The sequence below is a fragment of the Caldichromatium japonicum genome (assembly GCF_011290485.1).
Lineage (GTDB): Bacteria > Pseudomonadota > Gammaproteobacteria > Chromatiales > Chromatiaceae > Thermochromatium > Thermochromatium japonicum.
In genome coordinates, this window is the sequence record NZ_CP048029.1 from 2,318,434 (window position 1) to 2,330,768 (window position 12,335).

Sequence of the window (12,335 nt, forward strand, 5' to 3'; positions counted from 1 at the left end):
GGTTAAAGTCTGACTCCGATCTGTTCAGCAAGCGATTGCAGATAGGCGGCGGCGCGATCATGGTCGAACAACTCGATCAGCCGCCGCAATTCGAAGGCGGTACCCTGATCGAAGTGGGCGGCTAGAAAATCGGTCACCCGTTGCAACAGCGCCTCGTCCGCGATCAGCTCGCCAGAATGGAGATATCCTAACAATTCGGCCAGTGCGGGAGCGATGCTCTCGGCGGTATCCGCTGTTTCGGTAGCCACTGCAGGATCGAGACGCGTCAAAGCGGCAAGCTGGTCCACAACCTCCCGCCAGGCAACGGTCAAGGTCTCGCGCTCGGCCTCGGGGATGGGCTGGCCCTGACGCAGACTGGACTCGGCAAGCGCCGCCGCCTCGCTAAGCCTCAGGGCGCCCAGCGTCCCCGCGATCCCCTTGAGGGTATGCAAGAGATGCTGCTGGGTCGCGGTGGATAAGGCCACCTTGGGATCCGCGAGGGGCGCAAACTCGGCCAGCAGCCGATCATAAAACATGCGCAACGCCCGCCGGTAGAGGGCCGCATCACCGTCGAACGACTTAAGGCCCCTGCTAATGTCAAAGGCGGTCAAGTGTTGCAGGTCCAAACGTTGCGCCTTGCTGGAGGACACCTCTTGCCAGCGGTAGCCCTTGACCGGCAGCCACTGGGCCAAGGCAGCATAGAGGTCCTGGCTGTCGATCGGTTTGGGGAGGTGTCTATTGGCGCCGGCCGCTTCGGCCTGAGCACGGTCGGTCTCTATCACCGCCGCCGAGAGCGCGATGATCGGAAGCTGGGGATAACGCTTGCGTAATTTGCGCGTGGCCTCAAAGCCATCCATGACCGGCATCTGGAGGTCCATCAGCACCAGATCGACCTGGCCTTCCTCGACCCGCTCGAGCGCCTCCTGCCCATTGTGGGCGATCAGGACGCGCAGCCCTACCTTTTTGAGCATCTCGGTGGCGACCTGTTGATTGAGCAGATTGTCCTCAACCAGGAGGACCGTCTGATGCTTGAAATCGGGGACAGCTCGGGTGGATGGCGCGATGGGCGGCGCCTCCCCGAGGTGTTTCCTGCGCGCTTCCTGCATCGCCTCGAGCAAGACGGTCGCCGTCACGGGTTTATTTAAAAAGGCGCCATGAAGGTCCTCATGATCGGCGACATCCTGCCGGCGATAGGCGCTGACGATCAAGGCAGGGACATCAGGGTGTCTGATAACGCCCTGGGCACGTAGCTCCTGGATGGCCTTGAGGGTCTGGATCCCATCAAGCTCGCCGGGAAGTTTCCAATCCATCAAGATAAACTCAAAGGGTCGTTCCTCGGCCTCGGCGGACTTGACCGCGGCGATCGCCGCAGGGCCGTCCTCGGTCTCTACCACCTCACACTGGAAGCCCTCAAGCAAAGCGCGCAGGATGGCACGCGATGCGGCATGGTCATCGACCACCAGGATGCGGGTTCCTGGCAGAAGGGGGTTGAGCGATTCACCCCTCTCCTCGGGGACAAGCGCCAGATCCAGGTCAAAATAAAAGCAACTCCCTACCCCCGGGGTCGACTCCAGTTTCAAGACCCCGCCCATCTTGTCCACCAGGCGGCGGCTGATCGCCAGCCCCAAACCCGTTCCACCATAGCGGCGGGTCGTCGAGGTATCGGCCTGAGAAAAGGGCTGAAAGAGTCGCTCTTGCTGCTGCGGATCGATCCCGACGCCAGTGTCGCGCACCGCAAAACGCACCCGCATGAGGCCGTTGTCCTCAGCAATCTGGTTGATGGCCAACACCACATGCCCCTGTTCGGTAAACTTGATGGCATTGCTCAAGAGATTGGTCAGCACCTGGCCCAGGCGCAGCATATCCCCCTCGACCATCGTGTAGGGCGGTACATCCAGATCGAAGAGTAAATCCAATCCCTTGGTATCCGCGGCATTGGCAAAAAGCGCACGCAATTGATCGAGGAGCTCATCGAATGAAAAGCGGCGCATCTCCAATTCAAGCTTGCCCGCTTCAATCTTGGAATAATCCAGGATGTCATTGATGATCCCCAGGAGCATCCGCGACGAATTGCGGATCTTGGTCACATAGTCACGCTGGCGCTCATCGAGCGGCGTATCCAGTAATAATTCGCTAAGGCCGATCACCGCATTCATCGGGGTGCGGATCTCATGGCTCATATTGGCGAGGAACTGGCTTTTGGCTTGGCTTGCGCGCTCGGCCGCTTCTTGGGCGAGTTTGATCTCGGTGAGATCGTTATAGACCGCGACGATTTCACCCGAAGAAAGCTTAAAGACCGTATTCTCACGCCAAGCCTGTAAGCGATCGTCTTGATAATAGGCCGATGGCAGAAATTCGGTCTGACCGGTCTGATTGACTCGGCGCATGACCTCCAACAGCCCCATCTCAGCCACTGCTGGAAAGCATTCGGTGACCCGCCGCCCGATTACCGCCGCGCGCGGGGTCTGGTCCATCCGCTCGCCAGCAGGGTTATAATCGACAAAGATAAAATCCTGACCATCCTTGGTCGGACGAAAGACCGCGACACCGCTGCCTGACTTCTCAAAGATCCCGCGGAAACGCTCGCGTTCGGCCTCCAACGCATCCTGGGCGAGTTTAGCCTCGGTGATATCGATATCGCTGCCGCGATAACCGAGCAGCCGCCCCTGTTCATCGAGCACCGGCAGACACGTGGTCGAGACCCAGATGATCTGACCATCCTTACGCTGGACCGGATTGATGAAGTTCTGGAAGGTGCCGCCCTGGGCCGCGACGGCGAGAATCTCTTCTTTAAACGCCTCGCGCCCCTCCTCTGGGTGTAGGTCGTAGGCATATTTCTGACCAACCAGCTCATCGGACCTATAACCCCACACCAACTCGGAGACCGGGCTGACATAGGTAAATAGCCCCTCGGCATTGACCTCCCAAGTGACCGTCCGGCTCTGTTCGGCAAGCTGTTGCAGGCGCTGTTCGCGGTCGCGGATCTCGCGCTGGGCCTCTTCTAAGGTCGAGATATCCTGAATGATCGACCAGATGACCTCGCGGCCTTCGGGGGTGGTTACTTTAAATCCGTTCAATAAAACCGGATACCGACTGCCGTCCTTGCGGATATATTCCTTTTGATAAGGGCCATAATAACCGTTCTTCGCGAGTGACTCGAGGGCTGCAAGCTCCTGGGGTAGATATTCCTTGGGGGTGAGATCCCAAAAGGTCAGTTGGCTAAACTCCTCGGACGTATAACCTGTAGGCTCATTGGCAGCGCGATTGAACTCTAAAAAGCGCCCTGTTTGAAAATCGTTCATCGCGATCCCGACCGGTGAAAGTTCAAAAAGCCCGCGAAACTTGGCCTCCTCGCTCTGAAGCCGACGGCTAGCGAGGATACGCTCGGTGATATCCTCGTTGATCCCGACGATTCGCAGCGCCTGACCCAGTTCATCCCGGATGACGCGGGCCAAGGCACGCAAAGTGCGGACCTCGCCGGTATCGGTGCGGCGGATCTGAAAATCGATGTCGAACGACTGGTCGGAGGCGATGAGCGCTGCGAGGCCCGCCTCAACTGCGGGGATGGATTCAGGGACCAGCAACGCTAGCCAGTCTTTAAGCCGATGTCCAAAGGTCTCAGGTATGCAGCCATAGAGCGCATACATCCGCTCATCCCAAAACAGCCAGTCATATTGGAGGTCATAGTCCAAAATCCCGAGATGCGCTGCGTCGGTGGCAAGCTTCAATCGCTCCTCGCTTTGGCGCAATTGGCGTTCAGCCTCCTTGCGGCGGGTGATATTGCGAAAAACGGCAAGCAGTAAGGGACGTTTATCAAAAACCACCCGCGAAACCGCGACATGGATGTCTAAGATCTGCCCGTCTTTGCATCGATGCTGGGTTTCAAACGTGTCACAACCATGAATAATGATATTGCGAATATGGGCCGCAACATCCTGTGGCGTTTCTCTGGCCTCATAGTCAGGGATGCGCAGTTTCTTAAACTCTTCCGCTGTGTAGCCTAGCTGCTCATAGGCGATGCGGTTAAACTCTAAAGTGGAATAGTCACTCGGGTCGATCAGCAAGGTGGCATCTGGATAAAAATCAAAGAGAGTCCGAAATTTATGTTCCTCCTGCTCTAAACGCTGAAGGGTCTCGATCTCGCGATGTTTATCCAATAGATGTCCGCACAGTATCTGTAGCCGACCCTGAGCATCGCACTTCAAATAGGCGTATTGATAACACCAGCGATAGCCGCCCGACTGCACCTGTAACCGCAGGCTAAGCTCGATGAAAGGACGGTGGTGAACCAGGCTCTCAGCGATTGTCTCCTGAAACAAGCCGAGATCCTCTGCATAAATCAGTTCGGCAAAGAGGCGCGGAGGCGATAAGAGCTGCGACGGGGGATAACCCAGGATTTGTTCGACATTGGGCGAAATATACAGGATCGGCCAGCCGAACTCCCCGGAACAGACGCAGAGCATCACCGGCCCAGCGCTGAATAGGGGTTCAGCGCACCCGAAGAATCGAGAAGCGTCTTGTTTATCCATCACCTCACCGCCGTGACTGGATCCCTGGGTATCGACTTGGAGTCGCTCGGTACACATAGAGAAAGGCCGGCTTTAAGCTTTATAAGCGAGGGAGAGAGGGCATTGGCTACCCGAAGAGACACTACGCCGAACCTTTGAGGATCTTGCCAATGCCTTAGAGTAATTGACCAGAATAATCGACGATCCCTGGATTGTCCTGGACATTTTTCAAACGCGGGGTCTCCATTCGCTCGATCCGCACCGTCTTGAGGTCGCGCAGATAGGCCGCAACCGTCTCCCAGACCGGCTCGCCGGCGGCCTGTTCGCCCACTACTGCCCAGCCTGTAGCCACATAGCCCTTATTCGGATCAAGCAGCGTACCATCAGCCAGGCGTAGATCCTGGATGCGCTCGCCCATCGGGGCCGTAGGGTCACAGATATAGTTGAGTCCACCCGTACGCACCATGTCTCCCCCCTGTTGGACATAGGGGTCTGGATTGAACAGATTGTCTGCGATGTCCTCAAGGATCGCCTTGATCTCGGCACCCTTGAAGGTGCGGCGATAGGTTTCGGGGTAAGTGATACAGGTTTGGTTCAGCACCTGCTCCATGGTGATCGTCTGACCAGGAAGGAGGGTTGTCCCCCAGCGGAATCCTGGCGAGAAGGCGATCTGAGCGTCATGCTCGCGCCTTAGGGCGTCGCAAATGAGCTGATCGAAGGTGCCGCTGAAATTGCCACGCCGATAGAGCAAGGCTTCGTTTACCGCCAAGGGCTCGGCAAGCCGCGCGGCATAGGGGGCGCGGACCTGCTGGATATAAGCAAGCATCGCCGCGTCCGGCGCCAGCAGACTAGCAAAAACCGGAAGCAATCGATAGCGATAGTCGCTGATCCGCCCGTCCTGGATCTTAAGATCGAGGACTCCCAGGAACTTGCCGTTCGATCCGGCATTGGTGACCAAGGTGATCCCAGCCGGATTCTTGACTAAGATCGGCGCTGGCACCCCATCGTGGGTGTGCCCGCCGAGGATCACATCGATTCCGCGCACGCGCGCGGCAAGCTTCAGATCCACATCCATACCGTTATGCGAGAGCAGGATCACTGCCTGGGGCTGCTCCCGCTCACGGATGCGATCGATGAGCCTTTGCAGCCGTTCCTCTTGGATGCCAAAGGTCCAGTCGGGGATAAAACGGGCGGGATTGGCGATCGGGGTATAGGGGAATGCCTGGCCGATGATGGCGATCTTGGCGTCCTTGAGCTCGCGGATGACATAGGGTTTGAAGGCAAGCCCTATGTCAGGATCGAAGCCAGGAAATTCGGCGAAGCGATAGTCAAACAATGCCTCTTCGCGCACCTGGACGTTTTGGGCGACGAAATCGCCCTTGAAGCCCGCCAGGTTATCGATGACCCGCGCATCGCCATAGGTGAATTCCCAGTGCCCGGTCATGACCTCGACCCCGAGCAGATTACAGGCACCGATCATATCCTGACCCTGGGTCCAATAGGCAGTACCCGAGCCCTGCCAGGTGTCGCCACCGTCAAGCAACAGACTCCTGCCCTCACCCGCCTGAGCGCGTAGCCGGTCGATCAGGGTCTTCAAATGTGCAAAGCCGCCGACCGCGCCGAAACGTTCGGCGGCAGCGGCAAAGTCGAGATGGGTGAAGGCATGGGCCTGTCGGCTACCGGGAGCGATCCCAAAATGATCGAGCAAGGCCTGGCCGACACGATGCGGTGGCCGACCCCAGGCCGAGCCGATCCCGAGATTGACATTGGGCTCACGATAATAGACCGGCTGTAACTGGGCATGGGTATCTGTGATGTGTAACAGCCGCAGCTGACCGAAGAGCGGCAGGTCATAGGGGTCGGCATCCGCACGCCCAAGGGCAGGCCAAAGCCCTGCTGTACCGGCGATCCCCAACAGGCGGATGAAGTCGCGTCTTGAGATCCACATTGCAAAGGATACTCCTGTGCCAATAGATCGAGGGTGCGGGCGCTTGAAATCGAGCGGGCAGCCCCACAAAGATACAGGTACAAACTGCTTAAATCGTTTGTATTGGCCCATACATTAAAATAAGGCCCTAACCCTACAAGCAAAGGGAGGAGTATAGATGTCGCCCCTTTCCGACCGATTGGCCCCGATCAGCTGCTTGGCCTGTCTCCTAGTCTGTCTCATGCCCCTGGCCGCACCCCTGGCAGGGGCCGATCTTCCTGAGGATATCAATCTCGACGGCGATCCTGAGGCAGGGCGCCAGATCGCATTCGATCGTTCCAAGGGCAATTGTGTCTCCTGTCACGTCATCACCGGCGTGCCCAGCCCAGGATCAATCGGTCCGGTTCTGACGGCGATCCAGACCCGTTTTCCTTCCAAACGCGAGCTGGCCAAACAAATCTGGGACCCTATGGTCCGTAACCCAGATGCCGTAATGCCTCCTTTCGGCAGACACGAGATCCTGTTGCCCAAGGAGTTTGCTGACGTGGTGAGTTTTGTCTGGACGCTCTAAACCGTCGAGATCGAGATATGCCCCGCGTGATCCTTTTCGCTTTGATCCTAAGTCTGATCGCCCCCGTAGCCCTAGCCGCGACGCCTGCCGAGGAACAGACGGCCTTTCAGTCCTATTTCAAACGCCGCTTTCCCAGCGTTCCCGAGAATGAATTCAAAAACGGCGTCTATGCGATCGATCCGGTGATGCGCGCCAACTGGGAGGCGATCGAGGAATTCCCGCCCTATGAACAGGCAATCGCGCGCGGTGAAGAGCTGTGGAAAAAACCCTTTGCCAACGGGCGGACCTATGCCGATTGCTTTCCGGATGGTCCGGCGATCGCCAACCGTTATCCGCGCTGGGACCGCGCCCGGGGGACGGTGGTCACCCTGTCGCTCGCTATCAACGACTGTCGCACGGCCAACGGCGAGGCGCCGCTCCCTTACAACAAGGGGCCGCTCGTCGATCTGCTCGCCTATATCGCCTATCGGTCGCGCGGTCAGATCACCCAGGTCGAGATCCCAGAGGACGACCCAAGGGCGCTCGAGGCCTATCACAAGGGCAAGCGGTTTTATTTTGCGCGCCGCGGTCAGCTGAACTTCTCCTGCGCTCATTGTCATTTTGCCAACTCGGGTTCCAAACTGCGCACCGAAACCCTCAGCCCCGCCCTGGGTCATACCACCCATTGGCCGGTCTACCGCTCCGAATGGGGCGAGGTCGGTACCCTGCATCGGCGTTTTGCCGGCTGTAACGAACAGGTCCGCGCCAAAGCATTCCCTTTAGAGAGCGAGGAATATCGCAATCTGGAATATTTCCTGACCTATATGAACAACGGCCAAGAGTTGAACGGACCGGGTGCACGCAAATGAGGGAGGAACAGATGGGTCATAGCACTTGGGTTTGGGCCGGATTGATCATCCTGCTTATGTCGAACAACAGCGCCTGGGCTGAAGAGAACACTGAGGTCGAACAGGCGATTGCAGCCGCAGAAGCGGCGCGCCAGCGCGCGGCCTCGGTGGGCAGCGAGTGGCGGGACACCGCCCTGCTGATCGCCCGAGCCAAGGAGCTCGCCCGGACCGGTGAGATACAACAAGCGATTGAATTGGCCGATCATGCCAGGCGCCAGGGCGAGCTCGGCTATGAACAGGCCCTGCGCGAGCAACACGCCGATTTCCCTGCCTATGTCTTATCTAGGTCATCCCAAGATCATTGAGCAAAGGAGGACTTCAAAGCATGTCGCTTCCAGCATTCACCCCCAGCGCCGTCCTCTTGGCTGGCGTCCTCGCAACCCTCTCGGTCCACGCCAGCGAGCCCAATCGTATCACCCCGACGCTCTATAGCGTGCAGGTCAAGCACCAGTCCCAGATCGTCACTATCCGCCGCGGCAATAACCCCTATGCTGTTTTAGCCGAACCTTATCAAAAGACCGACCGCGGTTGCCCCCCCTTCTGCGTCCAACCGATGATCGTTGCCGATGGGGTCGAGACGATCGGCGAGCTTGAGGTGTTGGACTATCTCAAGCGGATGAGCGAGGGCGACGACAGCATCCTAGTGGTCGATTCGCGCACCCCGGATTGGGTCCTGCGCGGGACCATCCCGGGATCGGTCAATATCCCCTGGAACCGCTTGAGCCGCGACAGCGGCGGGACCTTCGAGACCCCCCAGGAACGCGATGCCTTCGAACAGATCCTGCGCGATCAATTCGGGGTGAAGCGGGATGGCTCTGGCCAGTGGGATTTCAGCCGCGCCAAGACCCTGGTGTTGTTCTGCAACGGGATCTGGTGTCCGCAATCGACAATGAACATCAAGACCCTGCTTGGGATCGGCTATCCGCGCCACAAGCTCAAATGGTATCGCGGCGGGATGCAGGACTGGCTGAGCGTCGGGCTGACCAGCGTCCAGCCCTAACAGGCCGTTGAAAAACGTCGCGAGGATAGCCAGATGCAAGGCGCCCGGAGCGCAGCGACCGAGAAAACGAGCCGTAGGCGATGTTTCGGTGAAGGCTTACATGAGCGAAGCGAATGTTATGCCGAAACCACATATCAAGTAGATAGGCGAGGGAGCGAAAACCAGGTTTCGGCGGAGGCTAACATCGGCGCAGCCGATGTTAAGCGCAGCGGCCGAAGCCAACACCGCGCAACGCCGCAGATGGCCCACCGCAGTAGTTTTTCAACGGCCTGCTAAGGGGTCTTGGGGTGGAGAGGCAAGGTGACATCATTCGATCTCAATCATCGAGTGCTGGATGGTGCTTCTGCGGTTGTCTGTGCACTGGCGATGAACTTCTGGATTGGTACCCAGTACCCGTGCCCGCCCCACCCCATACCGATTAGCGGCCAAACTGAGTTAGAATCGTCTGATTGCGCGGATGGCGGAATTGGTAGACGCGCTGGATTTAGGTTCCAGTGGATCGCTCCGTGAGGGTTCGAGTCCCTCTCCGCGCACCAAATCGATCCACGGTCGCGGGCAGGTATTGGTTCCAGGCGTTTGGCGGCTGGCTCATGCCTGACCCCTGAAGTGCATACCTGTTGCTCACCCTGTTCATCTCCCATCGCGGTCCCCTATCCCCACCACGCGCATGCCCGACTATGCCTTCTTTGCCACTGCGCCCAAGTACATGGGCCGGTTGCTCGCCGATGAGCTGACCCGTTTGGGGATGCATGAGGTTGTCGAGCAGGGGGGTGGTGTCCAGTTCCGCGGGCGGCTCGAGGATGGCTATCGCGCCTGTCTCTGGTCGCGGATCGCCAATCGGGTGTTGCTCAGGCTCAAGGAGTCGAGGCTCGGCGGACCCGATGAGATCTACGATTGCGCCCTGGAGATCCCCTGGGAGGATCATCTGACACCAAATCAGACCCTAGCGGTGCAATTCGATGGCGCAATGGACAGAGTGACCAACCCGCAGTTTGCGGTTCTCAAGATCAAGGACGCGATCTGCGATCGCTTTATGCGCCAACTGGGCCAGCGACCCAGTGTGGATCGCGCCACTCCGGATGTGCGCATCCATGCCTATGGCGATCGCGATCGCTTGATCATCAGCCTGGACATGGCCGGTGAATCCTTGCATCAGCGCGGCTATCGGCAGATAGGCTTGGCCGCACCCCTGAAGGAAAACCTGGCGGCGGCCCTGCTGATCTGCGCCGGCTGGCCGGAGATCGCTGCTGCCGGCGGCACCCTGCTCGACCCCATGTGCGGTTCCGGCACCCTGATCATCGAGGCGGCGCTCATGGCCGCCGATATCGCACCCGGCCTATTGCGCCCGGCCTTTGGCTTTCAGGGCTGGCTCCAGCACGATGAGGTGCTCTGGCAACGCCTTCTGGGCGAGGCCCGTCTGCGCCGTCTCGCTGGGCTGAAACGCCTCGGAACCCTGCGTGGCTATGACGTGGATACAAATGCGGTCCGGTTATCTCAACGCCATGTCGAACGCGCGGGCCTGGCCGGCTATGTGCAGCTCGAGCGCCGTGAGCTGGCGCGCTGTGAACCCGGAGATGGCGATGAGGATGGGCTGGTGATCGTCAACCCCCCTTATGGCGAGCGTCTGGGCAGCGATACCCAGCTCGTGCGCCTCTACGACCAGCTCGGCGAAGTCCTGCGCTTAAGATTCATCGGCTGGCGAGCAGCGATCTTCACCTCGCGCCCAGAGCTCTGCACAGGTCTAGGGCTGCATCATCTGCAGACCCACAACTTCTATAACGGCCCGATCCCATGCCAGCTCCTGATCCTGGACATCAAGCCGCGTCATTTCATCGACCGCCCGCCTCAGCCCCTGCCTGCCGAGGCGCGCGGCCCGGGCGCGGTCATGTTCGCCAACCGGCTGCGTAAAAACCTCAAGTCATTGCGCAAATGGGCAGAACGCGAGGGGATCTATTGCCTGCGGGTCTATGATGCCGATCTGCCCGAATATGCCGTGGCGATCGATCTCTACGAAGGTCAGGGACGCTGGATCCATGTCCAGGAATATGCCCCACCGCCGAGCATCGATCCCAAACAGGCACGCCAGCGCCTACGCGAGGCGCTGGGCGTGATCGCCGAGATCTTGGAGGTTACAGATGAGCAGGTCTTCCTCAAGGTCCGCCGCCGACAACGAGGCGCTACCCAATATGCGCGCTTCGCCGAGAGCAATCAGTTTCATGAGGTCATCGAGTCAGGCTACCGCTTTCTCGTCAACTTCGAGGACTATCTCGACACCGGACTGTTTCTCGATCATCGCAATGTCCGCCGCCTGATCGGCTCCCTGGCCGCCGATCAACATTTCCTTAACCTGTTTGGCTATACCGGAGCGGCCACCGTCTATGCCGCTAAGGGCGGGGCCGCCTCAACGACTACGGTCGATCTGTCGCGCACCTATCTCAGGTGGGCAGCCTGCAATCTGGCGCTCAATGGGATCAAAGGGCGCCATCATAGACTGATCCACGCCGATTGTTTGCGCTGGATCGTTTCAATGGATGGGGAAGAGTCCTTCGATCTGATCCTGCTCGATCCCCCTAGCTTTTCGACCTCCAAGCGCATGGAAGGGACGCTCGACATCCAGCGCGATCATGTCGCCATCATCCATTCCACCATGCGCCTGCTCGCGCCCAAGGGCCAGCTGATCTTTTCCAACAATCTGCGCCGCTTCGAGCTTGATCGAGCGAGTCTGGCGCCTTTGGTTATCAAGGACATCAGCGCCCACACCCTGCCGCGCGACTTTGCGCGCAACCCGCGGATCCACCATTGCTGGATCATCCAACACCCCCAAGCTGCTGAGTCCATGGATGCTTGAGACCCTAGCCCTCAGTTGCAAGCGCGGTGACCGCCGTCTGTTCCGCGATCTGAACCTCAATGTCCCAGCTGGCAGCCTGTTGCATGTGCGCGGACGCAACGGCAGCGGCAAGACGACCCTGTTGCGCACCCTGTGCGGGCTCTTCACCCCCGAATCAGGTGAGGTCCGCTGGCGGGGTGAACCGATCCGCTCGCTGGGCGAAGATTACCGGCGTGAGCTCCTCTATTATGGCCACCTGCCTGGATTGAAGCCCGATCTCAGTGCCATCGAAAACCTGGCGGTCGCCGCGACCCTGAGCGGCGACCGGCTCAAACCCGCTGCCCTGTGGCAGGCCCTGGAGCGATTGGGGCTTGCCGGTTTCGAGGACCTGCCGGTGCGGATGCTCTCTCAAGGCCAGATGAAACGGGTGGCACTGGCGCGCCTGTTGCTCAGCTGCGCCCCTCTATGGGTCCTAGATGAGCCATTCAGCGCGCTCGATCGCGATGCCATCGGCCTGATCGAGGTACTGCTGGCCGAACATCTGGCACAAGGCGGCCTGGTGGTTCTGACCACCCACCAGGATGTCCCCCTGATCTCGGGTCAGGTGGCGCATCTGGACCTAGGGATCTAGCACCG

At 59.2% G+C, this 12,335-nt stretch carries 8 protein-coding genes and 1 tRNA gene; 7 read left to right on the top strand and 2 right to left on the bottom strand.

Annotated features, from left to right (window positions below):
• Positions 1 to 2: 2 nt before the first annotated feature.
• Together GWK36_RS11235 and soxB are read right to left on the bottom strand one after the other, a co-directional pair.
• The gene (locus GWK36_RS11235; protein ID WP_166271212.1) at positions 3 to 4,508 is read right to left on the bottom strand and encodes a PAS domain S-box protein; all 4,506 of its coding nucleotides are present in this window, start codon (positions 4,506 to 4,508) and stop codon (positions 3 to 5) included.
• 154 nt (positions 4,509 to 4,662) lie between these two features.
• A complete protein-coding gene (soxB, locus tag GWK36_RS11240) occupies positions 4,663 to 6,435 on the bottom strand; it encodes a thiosulfohydrolase SoxB (protein ID WP_166271213.1) in 1,773 nt (590 codons plus the stop codon).
• Positions 6,436 to 6,592: 157 nt separating this feature from the next.
• Between soxB and soxX the strand changes: the two genes are divergently transcribed.
• From soxX to ccmA, 7 genes are all read left to right on the top strand, one after another.
• Positions 6,593 to 6,985 (top strand): sulfur oxidation c-type cytochrome SoxX, encoded by a 393-nt coding sequence (gene soxX / locus GWK36_RS11245; protein ID WP_246237546.1) that lies wholly within the window; start codon positions 6,593 to 6,595, stop codon positions 6,983 to 6,985.
• 17 nt (positions 6,986 to 7,002) lie between these two features.
• The gene (soxA, locus tag GWK36_RS11250; protein WP_166271214.1) at positions 7,003 to 7,833 is read left to right on the top strand and encodes a sulfur oxidation c-type cytochrome SoxA; all 831 of its coding nucleotides are present in this window, start codon (positions 7,003 to 7,005) and stop codon (positions 7,831 to 7,833) included.
• An 11-nt stretch (positions 7,834 to 7,844) separates the two neighbouring features.
• The gene (locus GWK36_RS11255) at positions 7,845 to 8,177 is read left to right on the top strand and encodes a hypothetical protein (RefSeq protein ID WP_166271215.1); all 333 of its coding nucleotides are present in this window, start codon (positions 7,845 to 7,847) and stop codon (positions 8,175 to 8,177) included.
• A 20-nt stretch (positions 8,178 to 8,197) separates the two neighbouring features.
• Complete coding sequence (locus GWK36_RS11260; protein ID WP_166271216.1) at positions 8,198 to 8,872, top strand: rhodanese-like domain-containing protein; 675 nt, start codon at positions 8,198 to 8,200, stop codon at positions 8,870 to 8,872.
• A 451-nt stretch (positions 8,873 to 9,323) separates the two neighbouring features.
• Positions 9,324 to 9,408 (top strand) — tRNA-Leu (locus GWK36_RS11265).
• Positions 9,409 to 9,539: 131 nt separating this feature from the next.
• A complete protein-coding gene (rlmKL, locus tag GWK36_RS11270) occupies positions 9,540 to 11,720 on the top strand; it encodes a bifunctional 23S rRNA (guanine(2069)-N(7))-methyltransferase RlmK/23S rRNA (guanine(2445)-N(2))-methyltransferase RlmL (protein WP_166271217.1) in 2,181 nt (726 codons plus the stop codon).
• Positions 11,713 to 12,330 (top strand): cytochrome c biogenesis heme-transporting ATPase CcmA, encoded by a 618-nt coding sequence (ccmA, locus tag GWK36_RS11275; RefSeq protein ID WP_166271218.1) that lies wholly within the window; start codon positions 11,713 to 11,715, stop codon positions 12,328 to 12,330. The genes rlmKL and ccmA overlap by 8 nt, the downstream gene beginning before the upstream one ends.
• Positions 12,331 to 12,335: the final 5 nt, after the last annotated feature.

Excerpts from the sequence above, each read along its gene's own strand:
- GWK36_RS11235 (WP_166271212.1), bottom strand. The coding sequence starts at position 4,508 with ATGGATAAACAAGACGCTTCTCGATTCTTCGGGTGCGCTGAACCCCTA.
- soxB (WP_166271213.1), bottom strand. The coding sequence starts at position 6,435 with ATGTGGATCTCAAGACGCGACTTCATCCGCCTGTTGGGGATCGCCGGT.
- soxX (WP_246237546.1), top strand. The coding sequence starts at position 6,593 with ATGTCGCCCCTTTCCGACCGATTGGCCCCGATCAGCTGCTTGGCCTGT.
- soxA (WP_166271214.1), top strand. The coding sequence starts at position 7,003 with ATGCCCCGCGTGATCCTTTTCGCTTTGATCCTAAGTCTGATCGCCCCC.
- GWK36_RS11255 (WP_166271215.1), top strand. The coding sequence starts at position 7,845 with ATGGGTCATAGCACTTGGGTTTGGGCCGGATTGATCATCCTGCTTATG.
- GWK36_RS11260 (WP_166271216.1), top strand. The coding sequence starts at position 8,198 with ATGTCGCTTCCAGCATTCACCCCCAGCGCCGTCCTCTTGGCTGGCGTC.
- rlmKL (WP_166271217.1), top strand. The coding sequence starts at position 9,540 with ATGCCCGACTATGCCTTCTTTGCCACTGCGCCCAAGTACATGGGCCGG.
- ccmA (WP_166271218.1), top strand. The coding sequence starts at position 11,713 with ATGCTTGAGACCCTAGCCCTCAGTTGCAAGCGCGGTGACCGCCGTCTG.